At 74.6% G+C, this 22,898-nt stretch carries 21 protein-coding genes and 1 pseudogene; 10 read left to right on the top strand and 12 right to left on the bottom strand.

Annotation, left to right across the window (positions count from 1 at the left end):
• Nucleotides 1-12 precede the first annotated feature (12 nt).
• From ACZ4UB_RS04925 to ACZ4UB_RS04950, 6 genes are all read right to left on the bottom strand, one after another.
• Entirely contained in the window at nucleotides 13-762 is a 750-nt protein-coding gene (locus ACZ4UB_RS04925; protein WP_468068280.1) for a class I SAM-dependent methyltransferase, read from the bottom strand.
• Between the two features lie 79 nt (nucleotides 763-841).
• The gene (locus ACZ4UB_RS04930) at nucleotides 842-1,210 is read right to left on the bottom strand and encodes a FeoC-like transcriptional regulator (protein ID WP_468068281.1); all 369 of its coding nucleotides are present in this window, start codon (nucleotides 1,208-1,210) and stop codon (nucleotides 842-844) included.
• Nucleotides 1,207-3,429, bottom strand: a complete 2,223-nt coding sequence (feoB, locus tag ACZ4UB_RS04935) for a ferrous iron transport protein B (RefSeq protein ID WP_468068283.1) — start codon at nucleotides 3,427-3,429, stop codon at nucleotides 1,207-1,209. The genes ACZ4UB_RS04930 and feoB overlap by 4 nt, the downstream gene beginning before the upstream one ends.
• Complete coding sequence (locus tag ACZ4UB_RS04940; RefSeq protein ID WP_354381035.1) at nucleotides 3,426-3,653, bottom strand: FeoA family protein; 228 nt, start codon at nucleotides 3,651-3,653, stop codon at nucleotides 3,426-3,428. Before ACZ4UB_RS04940 ends, feoB begins: the two co-directional genes overlap by 4 nt.
• 148 nt (nucleotides 3,654-3,801) lie before the next feature.
• Nucleotides 3,802-5,043 (bottom strand): glycosyltransferase, encoded by a 1,242-nt coding sequence (locus ACZ4UB_RS04945; RefSeq protein WP_468068285.1) that lies wholly within the window; start codon nucleotides 5,041-5,043, stop codon nucleotides 3,802-3,804.
• 45 nt (nucleotides 5,044-5,088) lie between these two features.
• Nucleotides 5,089-6,018 (bottom strand): LysR family transcriptional regulator, encoded by a 930-nt coding sequence (locus ACZ4UB_RS04950; RefSeq protein ID WP_468068288.1) that lies wholly within the window; start codon nucleotides 6,016-6,018, stop codon nucleotides 5,089-5,091.
• 92 nt (nucleotides 6,019-6,110) lie between these two features.
• Here ACZ4UB_RS04950 and ACZ4UB_RS04955 point away from each other — a divergent pair, with 92 nt between their 5' ends.
• Together ACZ4UB_RS04955 and ACZ4UB_RS04960 are read left to right on the top strand one after the other, a co-directional pair.
• On the top strand, nucleotides 6,111-7,580 hold the full coding sequence (locus ACZ4UB_RS04955; protein WP_468068291.1) for an MFS transporter: 1,470 nt from the start codon (nucleotides 6,111-6,113) through the stop codon (nucleotides 7,578-7,580).
• A gap of 18 nt (nucleotides 7,581-7,598) precedes the next feature.
• Nucleotides 7,599-9,782, top strand: a complete 2,184-nt coding sequence (locus ACZ4UB_RS04960; protein WP_468068293.1) for a SpoIIE family protein phosphatase — start codon at nucleotides 7,599-7,601, stop codon at nucleotides 9,780-9,782.
• Nucleotides 9,783-9,800: 18 nt separating this feature from the next.
• On the opposite strand, the gene ACZ4UB_RS04965 is transcribed toward ACZ4UB_RS04960, so the two are convergent.
• Complete coding sequence (locus ACZ4UB_RS04965) at nucleotides 9,801-10,919, bottom strand: glycerol dehydrogenase (RefSeq protein ID WP_468068295.1); 1,119 nt, start codon at nucleotides 10,917-10,919, stop codon at nucleotides 9,801-9,803.
• A gap of 271 nt (nucleotides 10,920-11,190) precedes the next feature.
• On the opposite strand from ACZ4UB_RS04965, the gene dhaK reads away from it, so the two are divergent.
• The 3 genes and pseudogenes from dhaK (at nucleotide 11,191) to ACZ4UB_RS04980 (ending at nucleotide 13,474) form a co-directional block, all read left to right on the top strand.
• Complete coding sequence (gene dhaK / locus ACZ4UB_RS04970) at nucleotides 11,191-12,189, top strand: dihydroxyacetone kinase subunit DhaK (protein WP_468068297.1); 999 nt, start codon at nucleotides 11,191-11,193, stop codon at nucleotides 12,187-12,189.
• A gap of 106 nt (nucleotides 12,190-12,295) precedes the next feature.
• Nucleotides 12,296-12,946 (top strand): annotated as a pseudogene (gene dhaL / locus ACZ4UB_RS04975) (dihydroxyacetone kinase subunit DhaL); the annotation flags it as partial.
• Between the two features lie 144 nt (nucleotides 12,947-13,090).
• Nucleotides 13,091-13,474: a PTS-dependent dihydroxyacetone kinase phosphotransferase subunit DhaM gene (locus tag ACZ4UB_RS04980; protein WP_468068589.1), complete on the top strand. Its 384-nt coding sequence runs from the start codon at nucleotides 13,091-13,093 to the stop codon at nucleotides 13,472-13,474.
• Here the strand turns inward: ACZ4UB_RS04980 and ACZ4UB_RS04985 are convergent.
• The gene (locus tag ACZ4UB_RS04985; protein WP_468068298.1) at nucleotides 13,459-14,802 is read right to left on the bottom strand and encodes a serine hydrolase domain-containing protein; all 1,344 of its coding nucleotides are present in this window, start codon (nucleotides 14,800-14,802) and stop codon (nucleotides 13,459-13,461) included. The two genes, ACZ4UB_RS04980 and ACZ4UB_RS04985, sit on opposite strands and share 16 nt — an antisense overlap.
• Nucleotides 14,803-14,974: 172 nt before the next feature.
• Here ACZ4UB_RS04985 and ACZ4UB_RS04990 point away from each other — a divergent pair, with 172 nt between their 5' ends.
• From ACZ4UB_RS04990 to ACZ4UB_RS05010, 5 genes are all read left to right on the top strand, one after another.
• The gene (locus ACZ4UB_RS04990; protein WP_354381042.1) at nucleotides 14,975-15,253 is read left to right on the top strand and encodes a WhiB family transcriptional regulator; all 279 of its coding nucleotides are present in this window, start codon (nucleotides 14,975-14,977) and stop codon (nucleotides 15,251-15,253) included.
• A 309-nt stretch (nucleotides 15,254-15,562) separates the two neighbouring features.
• Nucleotides 15,563-16,972 (top strand): APC family permease, encoded by a 1,410-nt coding sequence (locus ACZ4UB_RS04995; RefSeq protein WP_468068299.1) that lies wholly within the window; start codon nucleotides 15,563-15,565, stop codon nucleotides 16,970-16,972.
• Nucleotides 16,973-17,130: 158 nt separating this feature from the next.
• Nucleotides 17,131-18,183, top strand: a complete 1,053-nt coding sequence (locus tag ACZ4UB_RS05000) for an alpha/beta fold hydrolase (RefSeq protein WP_468068301.1) — start codon at nucleotides 17,131-17,133, stop codon at nucleotides 18,181-18,183.
• A 79-nt stretch (nucleotides 18,184-18,262) separates the two neighbouring features.
• Nucleotides 18,263-19,060 carry a 3-hydroxybutyrate dehydrogenase gene (locus tag ACZ4UB_RS05005; protein WP_468068302.1) on the top strand — a complete coding sequence of 266 codons (798 nt, stop codon included), beginning with the start codon at nucleotides 18,263-18,265 and terminating at the stop codon, nucleotides 19,058-19,060.
• A gap of 45 nt (nucleotides 19,061-19,105) precedes the next feature.
• Nucleotides 19,106-19,549, top strand: a complete 444-nt coding sequence (locus tag ACZ4UB_RS05010; RefSeq protein WP_468068303.1) for a hypothetical protein — start codon at nucleotides 19,106-19,108, stop codon at nucleotides 19,547-19,549.
• Between the two features lie 114 nt (nucleotides 19,550-19,663).
• Here ACZ4UB_RS05010 and ACZ4UB_RS05015 read toward each other — a convergent pair whose 3' ends face one another.
• From ACZ4UB_RS05015 to ACZ4UB_RS05030, 4 genes are all read right to left on the bottom strand, one after another.
• Nucleotides 19,664-20,113, bottom strand: a complete 450-nt coding sequence (locus ACZ4UB_RS05015; RefSeq protein ID WP_468068305.1) for a CBS domain-containing protein — start codon at nucleotides 20,111-20,113, stop codon at nucleotides 19,664-19,666.
• A gap of 140 nt (nucleotides 20,114-20,253) precedes the next feature.
• A complete protein-coding gene (locus tag ACZ4UB_RS05020; protein WP_468068306.1) occupies nucleotides 20,254-20,751 on the bottom strand; it encodes an ATP-binding protein in 498 nt (165 codons plus the stop codon).
• A gap of 117 nt (nucleotides 20,752-20,868) precedes the next feature.
• Nucleotides 20,869-21,840, bottom strand: coding sequence for an anti-sigma factor RsbA family regulatory protein (locus ACZ4UB_RS05025; RefSeq protein ID WP_468068307.1), 972 nt, complete (start codon nucleotides 21,838-21,840; stop codon nucleotides 20,869-20,871).
• A gap of 137 nt (nucleotides 21,841-21,977) precedes the next feature.
• Nucleotides 21,978-22,886, bottom strand: coding sequence for a SigB/SigF/SigG family RNA polymerase sigma factor (locus ACZ4UB_RS05030; RefSeq protein ID WP_468068592.1), 909 nt, complete (start codon nucleotides 22,884-22,886; stop codon nucleotides 21,978-21,980).
• Between the last annotated feature and the right edge of the window lie 12 nt (nucleotides 22,887-22,898).

Raw genomic sequence — 22,898 nt, forward strand, 5'->3', positions numbered from 1 at the left:
TGCGGGAGCCGGTCAGGCGGCGCAGGTCATGAGGGAGCTGATCGGGCGGGCCCGGTACGCCGCCCAGAACGCCTCGTCGCGGTCCGCGTCCGGCGGCGGGGTGCGGGCGGGCTGCCAGGCGACGGTGGCGAAGCCCGCCTCGACGGCCGCCTCGGCGAAGTCGGCGTGGGCCCATTCGCGGAACTCGAAGGGCACGGGCGGATCGGTGAGGAACTGGGCGCGCAGCAGCGGCGCGTCCCCGGACGGGTCCCGGTCCAGGATCCTGACGCCGTACGGCGACCAGTCCTGGTGCGGGAAGGCACCGGGGTTGGGCACGATGGCCAGCAGGCGCCCACCGGGGCGCAGGTTGGCCCGGATCGAGCGGAACATCGCGTGGAGGGCGCTCCGGTCGGGGGCGTAGTTGAACAGGTGGACGGCGGTCGCGAGGTCGAAGGGGCCGAGCTGGGGCATCGCGGCGGCGTCGCCGACCACGTACTCGATCCCTGCCCCGGTGGCCGCGGCCGCCGGCTCGTGGGCCTCGGCCCGGGCCAGCGCGATCATCCGTTCGGAGATGTCGACGCCGACGGTCCGCCGGGCGCCGCCGCGGGCGAGCAGGCGGGTGTTGTAGCCGTATCCGCAGGCGAGGTCGAGGGCGTCGAGCCCGTGTACCCCGCCGAGCGCGTCGAGCGCGCCCAGCAGGGTGCAGGTGTCGGCGGCCGAGAAGGCGGCCGTGGTCTTGGACTCGGCGTAGCGCGCCCCGATGGTGTCGTACTGCTTCCGCATGATCCGTATCGTGCCCCGCGCGGTGCGGCGGGGCCGGTCGGGCCGGTGCCCCGTCCCCCGGACGAGGGAAGCGGTAGGCCTATCGGGGGCGTGCGGACCGCGCGGGGCGTACGGGGCCCCCGGGGCGTACGGGGCTCAGCGCGACCAGCACCGGGCGCGCCGTGGCGCCCGTACGGCCGGCCGCACCGTTCGGGTCGTCCGGGCAGGTGGTGCAACCACGGCTGGCGAAGAAGCACCCGGAGCAGTCCGGGGCGCCGATCTCCTCCCGCCGCAGCCGGCCCTTGCGGACCCAGTAGTCCGCGAGGCCCGCCGCCTCGGCCGTGCTGATGTCGAGCCGGGCGGCGATCCGCGCGAGCCCCTCCCCCGGGGCGGCCTCCTCGAACTCCCGCAGCAGCCGGCGCAGCATCGCGGGCCCGGTGCCCCCGCCGCCGTCCGGCGCGCGGGTCACCACACCAGCCTCGCGAGCTGGAAGACCCCGGTGGCGAGCAGCCAGGCGGCGGCCAGTTGGAGGCCGAAGCCGATCAGGGTGAGCCGGGTGCCGATCTCGGCGCGCTGCGCCGCGAGGGTGGCCATGCAGGGGGTGTAGGCGAGGACGAAGACGAGGAAGGCGAGCGCGGCGGCTTCTGGATGGCCGCCGGAGGACCGCGTGAAGGTCGCGCGCAGGCCGTTCCTGAGCACGGGCCCGCCGTCCTCCTGCGCCGAGTAGGTCTGGGCGAGGGTGGAGATCACGCCCTCCTTGGCGATCAGCCCGGTGCCGAGGGCGGCCGTGGCGTGCCAGTCGCCGAAGCCCGCGGGGGCCACGGCCGGTGCGACGGCCTCGGTGACCCGGCCGAAGACGCTCTGCTCGACGGCGACGTTCCCGAAGCCCGCGGGCCGGCCGGAGCCGTCGGCGCCCGCACCCGCGCCGGCCGGGACGGCCATCAGGAGCCATACGGCCGCGGCGGTGGCCACGATGACGCCGCCCGCGGTGCGCAGGAAGGCGGCGAGCTTCTGCCACACCTGGGCGCCGGTGACGCGCAGGGTGGGGAGCCGGTACGGGGGCAGCTCCAGGACGAGCGGCTCCTCGCGCATGTCCGTGAAGAGGAGCGGGCGCAGCAGCAGGCCCATGCCGACGACGAGCAGGACGGATCCGACGTAGAGGAAGAAGACGACGGTGCCGGAGTGCGAGCCGAAGAAGATGCCCGCGATCATCACGTAGACGGCGAGCCGGGCGGTGCAGCTCATGTACGGGATGAGCATGCCGACCAGGAGCCGGTGCGAGCGCCGGCCGAGGATCCGGGTGCTCGCGAAGGCGGGCACGTTGCAGCCGAAGCCGACGACGAGGGGGAGGAAGGCGCGGCCGGGCAGCCGCAGGGTGCGCATCAGGCGGTCGGCGACGAAGGCGGCGCGGGCGAAGTAGCCGGAGTCCTCCAGCAGCGCCAGCAGCGCGAACATGATGATCATCAGCGGTACGAAGGTCAGCAGTTGCCCGACGCCGTTGATCAGGCCGTCGACGAGCAGGCCGGTGAGCCAGTCGGGGGCCGAGGCGGCTTCCAGGAGCCGGGTCGCCCCGCTGCCGACCGGGCCGGAGACGAGGTCGCCGAGGCCGTCCTGGAGGGGTTTGGCGAGGGTGGTGGTCGCTTCGAAGACGCCCCACATGACGGCGAGGAAGAAGGGGATGCCGAAGGAGCGGGACAGCAGCAGCCGGTCGACCCGGTCGGTCAGCGTGGGGCGGGGCCGGGCGCCGGTGGGCGTGGCCCGGGCGATGACCCGGTGCGCCCAGGCGTAGCGGGCCTCGGCGATCAGCAGCTCGGCGTCCGCTTGCCCGTCGGCGTCGGCGTCGGCGGGTACGTCGCCCCGCGCGCCCTCGGCGGCGGCGAGGCGGGCCGCGGCCGCGCGGGCCAGGGCGGTGAGCGGTTCGGGCGCGGCGGGGGGTTCCTCCGCGCAGAGCAGGTTCACGGCCAACCAGCGCGCCGGGTAGGGGTGGTGGACGGCTTCGGCGGCCCGGACGAGCGGGGCCAGCTCGGCTTCCACGGGCGTGCCGGCCGCCCAGCCGGGGTCGGTCGCCGCGGCGGCGGCCCCCGCCGGGGCGCGCAGGGCGTCGGTGACGGCGTCGGCGAGGAGGTCCAGTCCGGCTCCGGTGCGGCCCTCGACCACGACCACGGGCAGGGCCAGTTCGCGGGAGAGCGCGTGGGGATCGGGCGCGCTCCCGCGCCGGGCGGCGACGTCGGTCATGGTGAGCGCGACGACGACGGGGATGCCGGTGTCCAGGACCTGCGAGAGGAGGTAGAGGTTGCGGGCCGGGTTGGCCGCGTCCAGGGCGAAGACGACAACGGCGGGCCGGGCTCCCGGGGGCGCGCTGAGGACGTCGCGGACGAGTTCCTCGTCCGGGGAGTCGGGGAGCAGGCTGTAGGAGCCGGGCAGGTCGGCGACGCGCAGCCGGCGGCCGTCGGGGAGGACGCCCCGCCAGTCGCCCTGGGCCACCGCGACGGTCTTGCCGGGCCAGTTGCCGACCCTTTGGTGGGCTCCGGTGAGGGCGTTGAAGAGCGTCGACTTGCCGACGTTCGGGTTGCCCGCGAGGGCGACGAGCGGGGCGGCGGCGCCCCGCGAGCCGTCGCCCGCGCCGTCGTCCGCGAGGGCGGCGCCCGCGCCGGCGGTGCTGCGCGCGCCGGGCGCGTGGCAGCTCATCGGGCCCACCGCAGCCGGTCGGCGGTGCGGGAGTCGAGCGCCACCCGGGTGGCGCCGAGGCCGACGAGCAGTCCGCCGGTGGCGCCGCGGGCGATGACGGTGACCTCGGCGCCCGGTACGAAGCCGAACTCCAGGAGCCGTCTGCGGCTGCCGCCGCGGTGGCCGGGGTCGATCCCGGTGATCCTCACGGTCGTCCCGGGACGGCTGTCGTTGAGCGACGGCACCAGTACACCTTCTTCGCTGACTCTTCGGCGGTCGATTCCACTTAGGTAAGCCTAAGCAGCCCCGACCGGACCGGAAGGCGCGCAAAGTCCCTGATCGCGCGGGACTTTCAGCCCGCCACCGGCGGGGCGGGCTCGTCCTTTCGGTCGCTCAGCCCAGTTCCGCGAGCGTCTTGAGCAACGGGGCGGCGCCGTCCTCCCGCGCCAGTGCGGCCGAGAGGTCACGGGCCCGCGCGCGCATGCCCGGGTCGGTGGTGGCCTCGCGGACCGCCGCGGCCAGCCGGTCGACGGTGAGCCGCTGGTAGCGGACCGGGCGCGCGGCCACGCCGAGGGCGTGCAACCGGGCGGCCCAGAACGGCTGGTCGAGCTGGACGGGCACGGGGACGGCGGGCACCCCCGCGCGCAGTCCGGCCGCGGAGGTGCCCGCGCCCGCGTGGTGGATCACCGCGGCGGTCCGGGGGAAGAGCCAGTCGTGCGGGACCTCGGGAACGGCGATCAGGTCGTCCCCCTCGGCGCTCAGCCCGCTCCAGCCCGCCTGGACGATCCCGCGCACCTTGGCCTTGCGCAGGGCGGCGGCCAGCAGCGCGCCCAGGCGTTCCGCGTCCTCGGCGACGAGGCTGCCGAAGCCGGCGAAGACGGGGGGCGGGCCCGCGTCGAGGAAGTCGAGGAGCCGCTGCTGCGGCTGCCAGCCGGGGGGCCGTTCGGGCCACCAGTACCCGCCGACGCGGTGTCCGGCGGGCCAGTCGGCGGGGCGCGGCAGGACGAGCGGACTGAATCCGTGGTGGATCAGCCGGTCCGGGTCCATGCCGAGGGGGCCGCTGAACCGGCGCTTGGGCAGGCCCAGTTCGCGGCGCAGCGCGCGCACTCCGGGGGCGAAGGCCCGGTCGCCGCAGGCCCAGATGGCCCGCCCGGTCAGCTTGTTGCCGTACGGGCCCAGCGAGCGGCCGCCGGCGACGAGCGGCGGGATGGCCCGGCTGGGGGTGACGGGCAGCAGGTGGGCGCCGACGCAGGGCAGCCCGTACCCCTCGGCGAGGGTGGCGCACAGCGGTTCGGTGAGGGTGGAGGCGAGGACGATGTCCGCGCCGGCGCGCACCGCGGCGGCGACCCCGTCGGTCAGGGGCGGGATGAACTCGCGGGCCAGTCGCACGACCCGGGCCATGGCGACGGGGGTGCTGACCGCGCGGGTCAGCCGCTGGCCCACGGGCGAGGCGAGTTCCACCCGGGGGTCGACGGGCAGCGGTCGAAATCCCAGGCCGAGCGCGGTGACGGCGTCCTCGAAGCGCCCGTGGGTGGCGAGGACCACCTCGTGGCCGGCGGCGCGCAGCCGCGTCCCGAGTCCGGTGTAGGGGGCGACGTCGCCCCAGGAACCCGCTGTCACCATCAGTACGCGCATGGTTTCACTGTGTCATCCCGCCCTCGGCCCGCGCGAGTTCGCAGCTCAGGAGGGCGGGACGGGCGGTGCGTCGGGGGCCCGGGTGAGCTCGCGGGCGCAGGAGCGCAGCCAGGCGTGGGCGGGGTCGGCGTCGTGCCGCGGGTGCCAGGCCATCCCGAAGGGCATGGTGGGCAGGTCGAGCGGGATCGGGAAGGTCTCCAGCCCCAGCGCGTCGGCGAGCGGCCCGGCCTGGTGGGTGATCAGCCCGACGAGGTCGCTGCGGCGCAGCACGAACAGGGAGGCGGGGAAGGTCCCGACGCTGCCCACCACCCTGCGGGTCAGGCCGAGTTCGGCGAGCGCGGCGTCCACCGGTCCCTCCAGGCGGCCGCGCCGGGAGGCGATCAGGTGTTCGGCGGCGGCGAACCGTCGGGCGGTGACCCGACCGCGCAGCAGCGGGTGCCCGGGGCGTACGACGCCCAACACGCGCTCGTCGGCGAGGTGTTCCACGTGCACCTCGGGCGAGCGGGTGTCCACGACGCCGAGCTCCAGGTCGGCGACGCCTTCGCGCAGGGCGGCCAGGTCCGCGTGGCTCTCCGGCAGGAACCGCAGTCGCACGCCGGGGGCTTCGCGGGCCACCCGGTCGAAGAGCGTGGCCGCGCAGGTGGCCACGTAGGCGTCGTTCGCGATGACGCTGAAGGTGCGCTGGAGCGTGGCCAGGTCGATCCGACCGCCCGAGAGGAAGAGGGAGCGGGCCCGCTCGACGACGGCGCGCACCTCGCCGTGCACGGCGAGGGCGTGCGGGGTGGGCACCATGGACCGTCCGGCGCGGACGAGGACGGGGTCGCCGAGGGCCTTGCGGATCCGGCCGAGGGTGCGGCTCATGGCGGGTTCGGACAGGTGCAGCCGGGCGGCCGCGCGGGAGACGCTCGACTCCTCCAGCAGCACGTCAAGGGCCACGAGCAGGTTGAGGTCCAGGCCGGATTGCGTCACACGCATTCATTCCTTGCATAACTTGCACTGGAAAGCAGGTCACGCCAACCCTACGGTGAGGGCATCCAGATCACCCCTTCCAGCTCCGAGGAGGAGCCGTGCTCCGCCCTGCCCAGAACCGCCCCGGGCCCTCCGCGCCCGCCCCGCCGACGGCCGCGGCCGCCCCGTCGGTTCCCCCGCGGGCCGTGGTGCTCGTGCTGTGCGCCTGCGTCCTGGTCGCGCAGGCGATGGTCGCGGCCGTCAACCTGCTGATCCCGCAGCTCGCCGCGTCGTCGCTGCATCCCGCGCCCGGGGAACTCCTGTGGGCGGTCGACGCGTACGTCATCGTCTTCGCCGCGCTGCTGATCCCCGCCGGGGCCCTCGGCGACCGGTACGGCCGCAAGGGCGCCCTGCTCGCGGGGCTCGGCCTGTTCGCGGCGGGCGGCGCGCTCAGCGCGCTGGCCGACTCCCCCGCCGTGCTGATCGCGGGGCGCGGGCTGTGCGGGGCGGGAGCGGCGCTGATCATGCCCGCCACCATGTCCGTACTGGTCCACCTGAGCGCGCCGGAGCGGCGCGGCCAGGCCCTGGCCACCTGGACCCTGTCCGCGGGCCTCGGCGGGCTGGCGGGCAATGTGGGCGGCGGGCTGGTGGGCGAGTTCCTGACCTGGCGCGCCCTGTTCTGGGCGGTGGTGCCGCTCGGCGTCCTGCTCGCGCTCGTGGTGGCCCGTACGGTCCCGCGCACCCCGGCGCGGGCCGACGCGGCGGTGGACCCGCTGGGCGCGCTGCTGCTGGCGGGGGCGCTGTTCGCGGTGGTCTACGGGATCATCGAGGGTCCCGCCTTCGGCTGGGCGTCGGCGCCGGTGCTGTGCGCCTTCGGGGCGGGGGGCACGTTGCTGGCGGTCTTCACCGGCTACGCGCTGCGCGTCGCGCGGCCGTTGCTGGACCCGCGGGTCTTCGCCTCGCGGCGCTTGCGGGCCGGCGCCCTCGGAATCGGGGCGGCCTTCTTCGGACTCTTCGCTCTGTTCTTCGTCAACGCGCAGTACCTCCAGTACGCGAAGGGCTTCTCCCCCGCCCTGACGGGTCTGGCGATCGTGCCGCTCACCGTGGGCATGGTGCTGGTGCCCCGGCTGGGCGCCCGGCTCCAGCAGCGGACCGGGCCGCGGCTGCCCGCCGGGGCGGGGCTGGCCCTGATCGGGGTGGGCCTGCTGCTGGTGTCGACGGTGGACGCGGGCACTGCGTACCCGGTGTACGCCTGCTACCTGCTGGTCCTCTCCGTCGGCACCGGTCTGTGCGCGCCCGCGCTGACCCTGACGGTGGTGGCCGAACTCCCGGCGCACCAGGCCGGGCTGGGGTCGGGGCTGAACACGGCGGCGCGGGAGATCGGCGCCGCGCTCGGGGTGGCGGTGGTGGGCACGGTGCTGGCCGCGCGCTTCCACGGGTTCCCGCGGGACGCGGCGCAGGCCGCCGCCTTCACCGACGCCATGGGGACGGCGTTGCGGACGGTGGCCGTGGTGCTGCTGGTGGTGACGGTGGCCGTGGTGACGGGCTACCGGGGCGGTGTGCGCCCCGGCGCGCGCTCGGGCGCGTAGAAAGGCGCGCGCCCCGGGATGCATCGGCCGCCGGTGCGGGCGCATCCTGTCTGTGTGACGGCCAGACCGGACAGCCGCGGGCCCGCCCCGGACGAGACGGGCCGGACACTCGCGCGGGCCGCGGTGGACGCGGCGCGGGCGCTCGGCGGCTACGCGGGCGGGGTGTACCTGCGCTCCGGAACGGCGGGTCTGCTGCGGCTCGCGGTGCTGTCGGGGCTGCCGGGGCCCTTGTTCCGTCCTTGGTGGCGGATGCAGGTGAACCGCCCGTACCCGGTGGCCGAGGCGTACCGCTCCGGGCACGCCGTGCACCTGCCCGACGCGGAATCGACGATGCGGTTGTTCCCGCAGCTCATGGCCGGGCTGCCGTTCGCCTTCGGCTCGCTCTACGAGCCGGTGACCGCCGGGCGCGAGCGGTACGGGGTGCTGATGGTGCTGCGCACGGCGAGCCCCGGCACGCCCGTCGGTCCCGCGGACCGGGAGCGGCTGCGCGGGGCGGCCGCGGCGTTGGCCCGGGAGTTGGCGCGGCTGACCGCGGCGGGCGCGCCGGTGGTGTGGGACGGCGATCCGCTGTGCGTGGAGCCGCCCGGTCCCGCGGCCGATGCCGAGGCCGATGCCGAAGGGGCGCTCGCCCGGATGCCGCAGGCGCTGCTGTCCCTGGACCGGCACGGCCGGGTGGGCTTCGCCAGTGCCGGGGCGGACGCGCTGCTGGGCCCGGAAGCGGCCGGGCTGCGGGGTCGCGTCCTGTGGGAGGCGCTGCCCTGGTTGGGCCAGCCCGTGCAGGAGGACCACTTCCGGGCCGTCTACATGTCCGGGGAGCCCGTGGGGTTCCTGGCCCGCCATCCGAGCGGCGAGTGGATCTCGGTGGACCTGTATTCCGGGGCGGGCGGGGTCAGCGTGCTGCTCGCGGCCTCCGGGCCACCCGCGTACGCGCCCGGCTCGGTGACGCGGCCGGGCGCCGGGCTCGGTTCGCCGGCCGACCGGGCGACGGCCGTGTACCGGCCGGTGGCCATGGCCATCGCGCTGACGGAGGCGGTGACCGCCCGTCAGGTGTCGGCGGTGGTGACCGAGGAGCTGTTGCCGGCCTTCGGCGGCCGCCAGTTGGCGATCTACCTGCTCAACGAGCGCCATCTGCACCTGGCGTGGGAGACGGGCTTCCCCACCGGTTTCCTGAACCGCTTCGACGGGGTGGGGCTGGACGTGCGGCTGCCGGGGGTGGAGACCCTGACGTCGGGGCGGCCGATCTTCTTCGAGTCGATGCAGCACCTGGCCGCGGCCTACCCGGGGATCCCGATGGACACCGACGTCGGCGCCCGGGCCTTCCTGCCCCTGATCGCCTCCGGCCGCCCGGTGGGCTCGTGCATCCTGGGCTTCGACGCCCCCCGCGGCTTCAGCCCGGAGGAGCGCACCGTGCTGACCGCGCTGGCCGGGCTGATCGCGCAGGCACTGGAGCGGGCACAGCGCTACGACACCGAGGCCGCCCTCGCCCGCGGCCTCCAGTCGGCGCTGCTCCCGGCCCGGCTGCCGGTGCTGGACCAGGTGGACACGGTGGCCCGCTACCTGGCGGGCACCCAGGGCATGGACGTCGGCGGGGACTGGTACGACGTCATCGAGACGGGGCCCGGACTGCTGGCGCTGGTGATCGGGGACGTCCAGGGACACGGGGTGGCGGCCGCCGCGACCATGGGCCAACTGCGCAGTGCCGTACGGGCCTTCGCGCTGAGCGGGAACAGCCCGCAGGAGGTGGTGAGCGGCACCAACAGGCTGTTGATCGGCCTGGATCCGGGGCAGTTCGCCAGTTGCTGCTACGTCCTGCTCGACCCGGCGTCGGGCCGGGCCCGCGCCGTGCGGGCGGGGCATCCCCAGCCGCTGCTGCGCCGCCCCGACGGCCGGGCCGAGGTACTGGACCTGCCGGGCGGGGTGGTGCTGGGCATCGACCCGCGGGCCGCGTACCCGGTCGCCGAACTCACCCTGGAGGTCGGCGCGGTGCTCGCCCTGTACACGGACGGGCTGGTGGAGGAGCCGGGTACGGACATCGACGTGGGGGTGGAGCGGCTGCGGGCGGCGCTGGCCGCCGCCGGGCCGGGCCCCCTGACCGAGACGGCGGACCTGCTGATCAGCGAGGCGGGGCAGGCCACCGACCGCCCGGACGACATCGCGCTGCTGCTGGCCGCCCGGACCCCGGGCGGCCAGCGGCAGGGGTGAGCAGCGCCCCGCCCGTGCTCAGCCGTGCTTGCCCGCGGTGGCGCGGGCGTACGCGTCCCCGGCGAGCAGCGCGTCCGCGACCATGTCCGCGGTGACCGCGAAGGGCATGTTGTGCGTGGTCTCGCCCTCGGCGGTGGCCGCGCGGCCGATGGCCAGGAGTTCCTCGCGGTCCGGGTCGACCAGGCCCACCTCGGCGAGCGTGGTCGGCAGGCCGACACCGCGGCTGAACCGCAGGTAGGTGTCGAGCTCCTCGGTGGGCGCGCCCTCCAGGACGAGCTGGGCGAGGGTGCCGAGGTTGACCTTCTCGCCGTGCATCATGCCGTGGGTGCGGTGGGAAACGGTCAGGCCGTTGTGGATGCCGTGGGCGGCCGCGAGGCCGCAGGATTCGAAGCCGAGGCCGGAGAGCAGCGTGTTGGCCTCGGTGACCTTCTCCAGGGCCGGGGTGACCACGTGGGCCTCGGCGGCCAGGCGGGCCTGGTGGCCGTACTCCATGAGGGTCTCCCAGCAGAGCCGGGCCAGGCTCAGGGAGGCGGCCGTGGCGAGGCCGCCCGCCATCGCGGTGCGCTCCGCGGCGACGCAGACGCGGGCCTCGTACCAGGTGGCGAGGGCGTCGCCCATGCCGGAGACGATGAAGCGGCTGGGCGCGTTCGCGACGAGCGCGGTGTCGACCAGGACCAGGTTGGGGTTGCGGCGGAAGAAGGAGTACCGCTCGAACGCGCCGTCCTCGGTGTAGATCACGGCGAGCGCGCTGGTCGGGGCGTCGGTGGAGGCCACCGTGGGGGCGCTGACGACGGCGATGTCACCGAGCGCGTGGCCGACGGCCTTGGCGGTGTCGATGGCGGTGCCGCCGCCGATGCCGACGACCACGTCCGCGCCGGCGGCTCGGGCGGCCGCCGCGACCCGGTCGATCTCCCGCTGCGTGCAGAGTCCGCCGAAGACCTCCTTGGTCAGGCGGACCCCCGCGGCGGCGAGCGAGTCGGTGACGGCCGCGTCGACGAAGCCCCAGACCCCCTTGTCGGCGAGGACCACGGCGTGGGTGCCGAGGTGGGCGACGTGCTCGCCCAGGTCGTTCATCGCCCCCGCCCCCTGGACGTACTTCGGCGGGCTGATGAGCATGCGCGTACCGACGGTCTTCACGGAAATCCTCCTGAATTTCAGACGACTCAATTGGCGCCTTTTTCATCCCTATCACGCTCCGAAGGGCCACGGGCGGGCCTTTCCGCAGGTAAAGAAAGGACCAAGTGCCCCACCCCGGCGGCCGTGTCAGCGACGTAGGGTTCCTAGCAATCGGCCAGTTCACAGGCCGATGGAGCCGTCGCCGGATGAGTTGCATTTCCTTTCCGCATTAACTCATCGAGGCGCAATGAAGCGCATGAAGCGCGCGGAAAGCCATCAGGAGGGGCCCGCAGTGAAGAAGCTCATCAATTCCCCGGAAACCGTGGTCGAGGACGCCCTCCGGGGAATGGCCGCGGCCCACCCGGAGCTCGACGTCGACGCGGGCTCGGGCATCGTCACGCGGGCCGGCGGGACCGGTGCGGGGAAGGTCGCGGTGCTCTCCGGCGGCGGTAGCGGGCACGAGCCGCTGCACGCCGGGTTCGTGGGCCGCGGCATGCTGTCCGCGGCGGTCGCCGGGCCGGTCTTCACCTCGCCGGTGCCGGACGCGATCGCCCGCGCCACCGCCGTGGCCGACTCGGGCGCGGGCGTGCTGCACATCGTGAAGAACTACACCGGGGACATCCTCAACTTCACGATGGCCGCCGAGGACTGCGAGGACGAGGGCATCGAGGTCGCCCAGGTCGTCGTCGCCGACGACGTCGCCGTGGCCGCCGACGCGGCCGGTCCCGGCCGCCGGGGCACCGGCGCCACCCTGTTCGTGGAGAAGATCGCGGGCGCCCTCGCCGAAGAGGGCGCGCCGCTGGCCGAGGTGGCGGCGGTGGCCCGCAAGGTGGGCGAGCGCTCCCGCAGTTACGGAGTCGCCCTGTCCTCCTGCACCACCCCGGCCAAGGGCAGCCCCAACTTCGTCCTGGGCAAGGACGAGATCGAGCTGGGCATCGGCATCCACGGTGAACCGGGGCGCGAGCGGCGCCCGTTGATGAGCGCCGCCGACACGGCCACGGCCATGCTCGACGCGATCCTCGAAGACCTCCCGCAGTGCTCCGACGACCCGGTCATCCTGCTCGTCAACGGGCTCGGCGGGACCCCGCCGGTCGAGCTGTACGTGATGCGCGCCGAGGTCGGGCGCGTCCTGGCGGAGCGGGGCGTCACGGTGGCCCGCTCCCTGGTGGGCGACTACGTCACCAGCCTGGACATGGCCGGGTGCACCCTGACCCTGTGCCGCGCCGACGCCGAGCTGCTGCGGCTGTGGGACGCCCCGGTGAACACCCCCTCCCTGCGCTGGGGTTGCTGAGCCGGACCGCGCCGCGAACCCACCCCGACCCCGCTGACTCCCCCACCTCCACCTCCACCACCACCTCCACCACCCTTCGCCGCCAGGAGTGACACGCATGACGACCATGCAGCCGGAAGCACCCGTTCTCGACGCCGCCTGCTTCCAGCGCTGGCTCGCCGAGACCACCCGTCTGGTACGCCGCGACGCCGAGCGACTCACCGAGCTGGACGCGGTCATCGGCGACGGCGACCACGGCGCCAATCTGGTCCGCGGCTTCGGCGCGGTCACCGCCGCCGTGACCGAGACCCGCCCGCGCACCCCGGGCGCCCTGCTGACCCTGGCCGGGTCCACGCTGACCAACACGGTGGGCGGCGCCTCCGGTCCGCTCTTCGGCACCGCGCTGCGGCGCACCGGCAAGGTGCTGGGCGACACCGAGCAGCCGACCGCCGGGGAGCTGGGCGCCGCGCTCGGCGCCGGTCTGCGCTCGGTCCAGAAGCTCGGCGGCGCCGAGGTCGGCGACGCGACGATGGTGGACGCGCTGGCTCCGGCGGTCCACGCCCTGGCCGACGCCGCCGAGGCGGGACGCCCGCTGCGCGAGGCCCTGGACGAGGCCTCGAAGGCGGCGCGCGCGGGGGCCGACGTCACGGCCGGGTTGCAGGCCCGCAAGGGGCGGGCCAGCTACCTGGGCGAGCGGAGCGTCGGACACCAGGACGCGGGCGCCAATTCGGTGGCGCTGCTGATGGAGGCGCTACGGACGGCCGTCGACGGCGCCGCCGGCGACATCGGCGACATCGGGACGGAGATCGGGACGGACCCGGCGCGGGAAGCCGTCGCCGAGGAACCCCTCGCCGAGGAGCCCGTCGCCGGGGAGGGCCGCCGGGCCCGGGCCGGTGTCACGACCGGCCGGGTCGGCGTCGTCCTGGTCTCCCACAGCAAGGCGGTCGCCGAGTCGGTGGCCGAGCTGACCCGGGCCCTGCTCAGCTCGGCCGAGCCCGGCCCGCTCGCCCTGGCGGGCGGCACCCGGGACGGCGGGATCGGCACCAGCGCGGCGCTGATCCGCGAGGCCGTCCGCGCCGTGGACGAGGGTCGGGGCGTGGCCGTGCTGTGCGACATGGGCAGCGCGGTGCTCACCGTGAAGTCCCTGATCGGCGACGAGGAGGCGGGGCTGCCCGCCGGCACCCGGATCGTGGACGCGCCGTTCCTGGAGGGAGCGGTGGCCATCACCTTGACCTCCGCGATCGGCGCGGACCTGGACGCGGTGCTGGCCGCCGCGGCGGACGCGCGGGACTACCGCAAGCGCTGACCGGCCGCCGAGGACAGCGACGGCGGGGCCAGCGGAGCCTCCAGCGGGTCGGTCTGCGGGGGCGCGAACAGGGGCGGTGCGGGCGCGGGTGCGCCCGTACCGCACAGGGCCAGGGTCTGGAGCCGGTCGAGTGCCGCGTCCACGGGGTGCGGGACCGGCCGGCCCTCGGCGTCGTTCAGCTGGTACTTGCCGAGGTTGGAGCCGAGGGCGAACTGTCGGGCGCCGTCGGCGCTGGACAGCGCGGTGGTGCCCGCGCCCCACACCGAACCGTCGTGGCCCCAGGCCGGCCCGCACGGGGTGTCGACGGTGTAGATGCCGAGGCCGTACCGGGCGATGACCCGGCCGGTGTCGTCCGTGACCGGGTGGGTCGTGCGCATCTCGCGGAGCTGGGCGGCGGGCAGCAGGCCGCCCTGGAGCAGGTCCCGGTAGAAGGTGTTGAGGTCCTGCGGGGTGGAGATCAGCGCCCCGGCCGTGCCGGCCATGGTCATGTCGTACTCGCTGTAGTCGCGGGGCGGGTCGATCAGCCCGTGGAAGCTCTCGTACAGCTTGGCGTGCGGGCCGGCGATGAGCGGGTCCGTCCCCGGGAAGTAGGTGTGGCGCAGTCCGGCACGGCGGATGACGTCCCGGGTGATGACCTCTTCGGGATCGCGGCCGGTGACCTCGCGCAGCAGCTCGCCGAGCAGGACGTAGTTGGTGTTGGAGTACGACCAGTCGGTGCCGGGCGCGAAGACCGGCGGCGCGTCGAGGCCCCAGCCGATCAGCGTGGCCGGGAGCAGCGTGCGGTGGCGGAACTCGTCCAGGCTCGCGGCCGATCCGCGGGCCAGGGAGGGGAAGGCCCGCGGGACGTAGTCGGCGATGCCGCTGGTGTGGTTCATCAGCATGCGGACGGTGATCCGCCGGCCGCGCTCGCCCGGGACCAGGTCGGGGAGGTAGTCGCCGATCGGCGCGTCGAGCTCGATCCGGCCCGCCGCGCTCTGCTGGAGGACGGCGACCGCGGTGAAGGACTTGGTGACGCTGCCGACGCGGTGTTCCATGCCGGGACGGGTGGGGCGGCCCGTGTCGAGGTCGGCCACCCCGGTGGCCCCGTCCCATCCGGCGACTCCGTCCCGCACGGAGGCGTACGCCCCGTACATCCCCGCGTCGCGCACGGCATCGAGGCCCCGGGCGAGGGCGACGCGGTCCAGGCCCCGCGGGAGCGTGGTCGCCGGGGCCGCGGTCGCGGCCGTCACCACGGGCGCGGCTCCGGCCAGGGAGGCCAGGCACAGGGCCACCGCCGCCGCCGGGTTCCGTAGCCGCGCCAGGCGCGCGCGGCGCACCGCTGCCCCCACCGTTCCTCCCCCCGCCGCGCCGTACCCGGCCCGGCCCGTCCCGCGTACTGGTCCCTGCGCCCCGAGTATCGGCCACGCTTCCTCACAGGCCGTCATGCGCCGGACGTTTCAACCCCCTTCGAGTGGTCAGACGCATTGACGATCCGAACGGACCCGCGAGAGGGGAACTGTCATGTCCGACGTGTCGCTGCTGCCGGGACAAGCGCAATGCAACTGGGAGTGGCAGGACGACGCGGCCTGCCGCGATCTCGGCCCGAACCGCTTCTTCCATCCCGCCGGTGAGCGGGGCGACGAACGGGACGATCGGGACGAGGCCGCGAAGCGGGTGTGCGCGGTGTGTCCGGTGCGGCGCGCGTGCCTGGAGCACGCCCTGCGCACCCACGAGACCTTCGGGGTGTGGGGCGGACTGACCGAGGACGAGCGGCGCGAGCTGCGTTCCGCGAGGCTCTGAGACCGACTCGGCCGGGGGGCGGGGGCCAGGGAGGGGCCCGGTCGGCAAAGCCGGGGAAATATTCTGCGGGACGAGCTGCGGTTCCCGCATCCTCCGGAGGGCAGTATTCACGCGGTCTTAACGCCGAAACGGACAGCGGCGGCGCGTCGGAACGATGGATTCCGCAGGTAAACAGCTATTGACCAGCGGATCTCGCGGAGATTGCATAGCGGCCCGGGAGCACACGGAACCACTTGCTCACCAGCCGCCTCGGAGGCGATACCGCTCCCGCACTCATCACCCCGCATCTGCCGATCGGAACCCGCACTGATGTCCGACACGATCAGCGCTCCCCAGGCGCTCGCCCCCGCGACCGGCCCCGTCCCCCAGAAGCTGAAGCGCTCCATCGGCGTGGTGGGCGGGACCCTGCTCACCCTCTCGTGCGTGACGCCGGCTTCGACCCTCTTCGTGGTCGTGCCCGACCTGTTCTCGAGCCTCGGCACCTACGCCGCCCTCACCATCGCCATCGGCTCGCTGCTGTGCATCGGCGTCGCGTTCTGCTACTCCGAGCTGGGCACGCTGATCCCGAGCGCGGGCGGCGAGTACGCCATCGTGTCGACGCTGGCGGGCCGCCTCGCGGGTTGGTTGGTCTTCGTCCTGTCCCTGCTGGTGGTGATGATCGTGCCGCCCGTGATCGCCATGGGTACGGCCGACTACCTGGCGCCCATCGTCCACGTCCCGGCCCCGGTCGCGGGCGGCGCGGTCATGCTGCTCGCCACCCTCGCGGGCCTGCTGGACCTGCGCGCCAACGCCTGGATCACCGGCATCTTCCTGGTGCTGGAGGTCGTGGCCGCCGCCCTGGTCGCCGTCCTCGGCTTCGCCCACAGCGAGCGCGGCGCCTCGGCCCTGGTCCACGGCTCGGTGGCCGGTGAGAGCGGCGCCTCGACCTCCACGGTGACCGCGATGATGGTGGTCTCCGGCCTCGCCATCGCCCTGTTCATCACCCAGGGGTTCTCGACCGCCGTCTACCTGTCGGAGGAACTGGAGAACCCGCGGCGCAACGTCGCCCGCACCGTGCTGGCCACCCTGGCCATCTCCACCGCCGTCATCCTCGTCCCGGTCATCGCCATCACCGTCGGCGCCCCCGACCTCGCGGCCCTGACCAGCGGGGACATCGGCGCGATGGTCACCGCCTGGTCCAACTCGGCCGTCGGCACCTTCGTCAGCCTCTGCGTCGCCCTCGCCATCGTCAACGCGGGCATCGTCATGGTCATCCAGAACTCGCGGGTGCTCTTCGCCTCCGCCCGCGACAAGGCGTGGCCCGAGCCCGTCAACAACGCCCTGTCCCGGCTGGGCCGCACCGGCTCCCCCTGGGTCGCCACCCTGCTCGTCGGCGTCCCCGGCGCGGCCCTGTGCTTCGTCAATCTGGACACGCTCTACGGCGTGACCGGCGTCTCGGTGACGGGCATGTACCTGCTGGTGGCGGTGGCCGCGCTGTACAGCCGGCGCGGCGCGCACCGCACGGTGGCCGCCTGGCGGATGCCGCTGTGGCCCGCGGTGCCGGTCGCGCTGATCCTCGTACTCACCTACATCCTGACCCAGCAGGAGACCGAGTACCTGCTCTGGACGGGCGGCATCACCGGCATCGCCACCCTCTACTGGGCGCTCTACCTGCGCCCGCGCCAGGACTCCCGCTGGCTGGTCACCATCCCGGAGACGGAGGACGCCCCCGCGTCCTGACCCCGTTCCCGCTCCCCCTTCTCCTCCCCGCGCCACCCGTCCGAGTCATCGGCCGGGTGGCGCACCCGTGCGGCCGGCGCCGACACCTTTCGCCGCCGGGGAGGGTTGTACAGCGCGCTTCGTCCTTCCGGCGCCTCTTGGAGCGACCAATGACTTTCATGCCGAGTTCCGCCACGGTCCAGGGCCAGGGATCGTTCACGCACCGGGACCCGGCCGTCCCCCTGCCCGTCCCCGCTCAGGGCAGCGGCCCGGACGCCGTCGCCGCGAGAGTGGAGGAACGGGAACTGGTCTTCGACGGGCTCACCTACGTCTGCCGGACGGCCCGGGCGGGCGGCACGGGCACGCCGATCCTCATCCTCGGCGGCTCCGAGCAGAACCGGACCTCCTGGACCCGGCACGAGAAGCGGCTCGTCCAGGACGCTCCCGTGGTCACCGTCGACCTGCCCGGCTACGGCGGCGCCGACTTCCTCCCGGCCCGCTACGGGGTCGACCACCTCGCCGCCGCCACCCGGCACATGGTGGACGCGCTGGGGCTGGAGCGGATCGGACTGTTCGGCACCTGCTTCGGCGGGGCCATCGCGCTGCGCTTCGCCCAGCACTACCCGGCGTACGTCGAGCGGCTGCTGCTCAGCGGGATGACGACGGCCGTCACCGACGAGTACACGGCGGCGATGGAACGCTGGGACCGCATGATCGCGCGCGGTGACACCCTGGACATCGCCCGGGAGCTCACCGACCGCTTCATGTCGCCCCCCGGCACCGGCACCGTGCGCAAGCACGCGGCGGTCGCCCGGCTCGTCTACCAGCAGATCGCCGGTCAGAGCCCCGATTCCCTGCGCAAGTCGGCCGAGCACAACCGGCGGTTGCTGCGGCACGAGTGGTACCGCCCCGAGCCCTGTCCGGCGGTGCCCGCGCTGGTCGTCACCGGCGAGCACGACACGCTCACCACGCCCGACATGGGCCGCCGCGTGGCGTCTTCCCTGCCCGACGCGCAGTTCCTGACCGTGCTGGAGACCGACCACCTGGCGCCGCTGGAGCGCAGCGCGGACTTCGCCGACCTGATGGCCCGCTTCCTCGGCGGCCGGCCGGTGACCGGGCTGCCGTACGCCACGGACCCGGAGTCCTTCGTCGGCGGCGCGGCGGGGCACGGTCGGGGCGAGGCGTCCGCGGCGGGGGTCGGTGCGGGGTGGGGCGGGCACGACGAGTGGTGATGATCACCACGGCGGGCAGCGGCAGTGTGGCGGTGGGCGCCATGTCGGCCGGCGTCGGCGGTGCCTACTGTTGCGCGCCATGACGACCTTTCCTCCTCCCCCGGCGACCCGGCCCGCGGCCCCCTCCGACGGAGCCATCCTGACCGGGCGGGTCGCCCTGGTGACGGGCGCGGGCAGCGGCATCGGCCGGGCCTGCGCCATCGCCCTGGCCGCCGCCGGTGCCACGGTGCACGCGGTGGACATCGACGGGGAGTCGGCCGCGGCCACGGCCGCGGCGGTGGGCGGGCACGCGCACACCGCGGACCTGTCCGACCCCGCCGCCATCGAATCGCTGCCCGCCGCCGTGGACGTCCTGGTGAACAACGCCGGGCTCCAGCACGTGGCGCCGCTCACCGAGTTCCCGCCCGAACGGTTCACCCTGATCCAGCAGGTGATGGTGACCGCGCCGTTCCTGCTGCTGCGCCGCACCCTGCCGCACATGTACGCGCGCGGCTGGGGCCGGGTGGTCAATGTCTCCAGCGTCCACGGGCTGCGGGCCAGCGCCTACAAGTCCGCGTACGTCGCCGCCAAGCACGGCCTGGAGGGGTTGAACAAGGTCACGGCCATCGAGGCCGCGCCGTACGGCGTGACCAGCAACTGCGTCAATCCGGGGTACGTCCGCACCCCGCTGGTCGAGGACCAGATCCGGGCCCAGGCCACCGCGCACGGGATCAGCCCCGCGGACGTGGTGTCGGACGTGCTGTTGACCCGCTCGGCGATCAAGCGCCTGATCGAGCCGGAGGAGGTCGCGGCGGCCGTGCTCTGGCTGTGCGGACCGCACACCGGGTACCTCACCGGCGCCTCCCTCCCCCTGGACGGCGGCTGGGGCGCGCACTGAACGCCCCGCCCGCGCCGGGACCGGGGGCTCTGGCACCCTGGGGGCATGGACGCACCCACCCGCGGCGCGTGGCTGCGCGCCGGCATCAGCCGTGACGGTGGCCCGCTGCTGGAGACCGAGCACGTCGTGTGGCTCCAGACCGGCGCCCTGTACGCCGACAGCCGCGGTTTCGCCGGATGCACCTCCTACGACGGGGAACGGGTCACCTTCCACCACGAGGTCGGCGAGCCCGGCGTCGACGTCGGTGCCCTGCGCGCCGACGGCGCCGGCATGGTGGAGACGGGCACCAACCCCGACGGTTCGACCTTCCTGGAGGTGTGGACCCCGCTCCCCGGAGCCGACGGCCCCGAAGGCTGCTGGACCGCCGGCGGGACGATGACGGTCCGGGTGGGCCCCCACGTCGTCCACGTCGACGCGGCGGGCCGCGGCGCCCACGCCGTCCTCCCCGCGCACCCCGTCCGCCCCGTCCCCTCCGCCACGGGCGACTGACCCACGACGGCCGGCCACCGCGCGGGCGTGCTGCGCGCCGCGGGCCCGCTGACGTCAGGGGGTGCCGGATCCGCCGTCCGGCACGCCCTGACGCCCCCGGGGCGGCGTTCGCCGTCAGTCGCTGGAGAGGGCGCCCAGCAGGGCGCCGACCTCCGGGTGGGGCAGGGCGCGGGCGATGTCGGCCTGGGCGACCATGCCCACGAGGCGGTGGCCGTCGAGGACGGGGAGCCGGCGGACCTTGTGCGCGGCCATCGTCCGCAGGATCTTCTCGGCGTCGTCGTCCGGGCCGATCGTGACCGCGCCTCCGGCGAGTTCACCCGCGGGGGTCGTGGCGGGGTCCTTCCCGGGCACGAGCACGCGGACGACGATGTCGCGGTCGGTGATCATGCCGATGATGCGGTCGCCGCCGTCCCGGATCGGCAGGGCGCCCACCCCCAGCTCGGCCATCTGGTGGGCCGCCCGGAGCACCGGCTCGTCGTGGCCGACGCAGTGCGCGCCCGGTGTCATCAGGTCGCGGGCCGTCTTGACGCCCGGTTTGGGCAGGTGGGTGGCGTTGGGGCTCATCCCCGTCCCCCCGCGCCGACCGTGCGTGCCGTGCGTTCCGTGTGGTTCATGGGGTGCACCTCTCTCCGTACGGAATCCGCTGTTGCCCCGGCCGCCCGAGCGGACAGCCGGCACCCATCGGTTCCCCGTACGGAGGGGTCCTACTGCACGGTTGGGCCGTTCGGACCCGGCTCGCCCCGAACGGGGGCGGCGCCGCCCGTGGCCAGTCGGGAGCCTTCGATCTCCGCCCAGACGACCTTGCCGCTCGCGTGCGCGTCGGCGCCCCAGCGGTCGGAGAGCCGTTGGACGATAGCGAGCCCGTGGCCTCCGGGGGTGCCGCGCGGCGTGACCCGCGGAGCGGGCAGCTCCGTCTCGCCGTCGAGGACCTCGATGCGCAGGGCCCTGCCGTAGGTCAGGACGAGTTCGTCGCACCCGCCCGCGTGCAGGCTCGCGTTGGTCAGCAGCTCCGACACGACGAGCAGGGCGTCCTCGCTGGTCTGGTTGGAGGGCCAGCCCCAGTCCCGGATGGCTTCGCGGGTGAAGTCGCGGCCCTTCGCCACGTGTCCTCGGACACCGCGCAGGGCGAGGCGGCGACGCTGCCCCATGACCGGCGCTCGCGCGCCCAGTGGCTCGCCGGCGTCCGATCCGATGGCCGTCACTGTGACCTCACCTGACCCCCGTTGACACTGATCCTCGATGGCTGATCCTCAATGATGACAAACCCCTGCCTTCTTGGACCGGCCGAGTCACGACTTGGTTGTACGCGGTCGCCGAGCTCATCCGATCACCATGTGCAGGCGGAGGGTGAGCCCCGTGTCCAGGGCCCTGATCTCCACCAGGTCGCAGAGCTGGTGGATCATCCACAGTCCGCGGCCGCCGTCACCGGAGGCCACGGGCGGGCGGCGGCGCCCGGCCAGCGGGTCCATCAGCCGGCCGCCGTCGTGGACCTCCGCCACCACCGCGCCGGTCCCCGCGGCCCACAGTCTCAAGGTGCCGCTGCCACCGCCGTGGGCGAGGGAATTCGCGGCCGCTTCGCTGACGGCCAGGACGAGGTCGTCCCGGCGGGTCGGGTCGAGGGCGCTGCCGCGCACCCAGGCCTGGGCGTGTTCCCGTACCCGGGCCAACTCGCCCGCGGCGTACTCCAGTACCAGCGCCGCGGTGGCGGGCTCGGGCAGCGGGGTGTCGCAGTCGGCGCAGACCGTCGTGGCGTCCGCGTAGGCGGGGCTGTCGGCCGGGCGGCCGGCTTCGATCAGCGTGGGGTGCGTGCGCCGGGCGTCGGCGACGACCGCGGCCGGGAGTCCGGTCGTGTCGTACGGGCACAGGATGCTGGCGGCGCGCCCCGCGAAGGCGGTGTTGATGAGCGCCTCGTGCCGGGTCGCCTCGCGGACCTCGGCCGCGGATCGCCCGGGCCAGATCGGCTCGCCGACGATCCGGGCGGAGCGGCCCGGATGCCGGTCGGCGAACTCCTGCAGGGCGGCCAGGACGCGGCCGGGGTTGCGGCCCAGCCGCGCCATGTCCACGAACTCGATGTCCTGCGCCGCCGCCCCGGCCCCGTCCGCCGCGAGAGCGCGGCGGAGCGCCGCCAGGTGCGGGCCGGGAACGGCGACGAGGACCGGCTCGGCGGCGCGCAGCGCGTCCTGTAGGAAGCCGCGCACCCCGCTCACGTACTCCTGCGGGTTCCGGTAGAAGAGGGCCGGGTGGGCGAAGGCGCCGGGGTGCGCGCGCGCAGCGGTGGTGCGGTGGCTCATGCTGCACCCTCCTGCGCGGCGCGCTTCCAGGACGGCCGTGGCCCTCATCGACCCGTCGGCCCGTCCGCTCGTTCACTCGTCGCAGTGAGTATGACGGGCGCGGCGGCGGACGGCCCGGACCCGGCTGCGCGCCGACCCTATGCGGTGAGCATGCCGCTCCGCAGCCGCGCCAGCGTGCGGCTCAGCAGTCGGGACACCTGCATCTGGGAAATGCCCAGCTCGGCGCCGATCTCGGCCTGCGTCAGCTCCTGTCCGAAGCGCATCCGCAGGATGTGGCGGTCCCGCTCGGAGAGCTCCTCCAGCAGGGGCGCGAGGGTGTGGAAGTCCTCGAACAGCTCCATGGCCGCGTCCGGCTCGCCGACGCTCTCGGCCAGCGGGCGGGTTCTGCGGCCCGCGGGGGCCTGCTCGTCGGAGTCGCCGGTGGTGTCCAGGGAGCCGCTGGTGTAGCCGTTGGCGGCCACCAGGCCCTCGATGACCTCTTCCTCGGAGAGGTCGAGGTGTTCGGCGAGTTCCCGGACCGTGGGCGCCCGGCCGAGGAGGTTGTTGAGGGCCTCCTGGCTCTGGGCCAGCTCGGTCCGCAGTTCCTGCAGGCGCCGCGGGACGTGCACGGCCCAGGTGGTGTCCCGGAAGTACCGCTTGATCTCGCCGGTGATGTAGGGGAGGGCGAGGGTGGAGAACTCCACCTCGCGCGCCGGGTCGTACCGGTCGATGGCCTTGATCAGCCCGATGGTCCCCACCTGGAGGATGTCCTCCATGTCCACCCCGCCCGCGCCCGCGGCTCGGGAGCGGAAGCGCCGGGCGGCGAAGTGCACGAGTGAGACGTTCATCTCGATCAGGGTGTTGCGGACGTACTGGTACTCGCGCGTCCCTTCCTCCAGGGAACGCAGCCGGACCAGGAACACCCGTGACATCTCGCGCGCGTCGGCGGGCGCCACCTCGCGGGCGTTGTCCACCTGCGGCAGCTCCGCGACGGACTCCCCCGCAAGCGGCCCTGCGTCCGTGCGCGTTGCTCCCGCCTCAAGATCGCGGCTGACAAGTGTTTCCATCCCGGACATGTG

Source organism: Streptomyces sp. NPDC028419 (assembly GCF_055565515.1).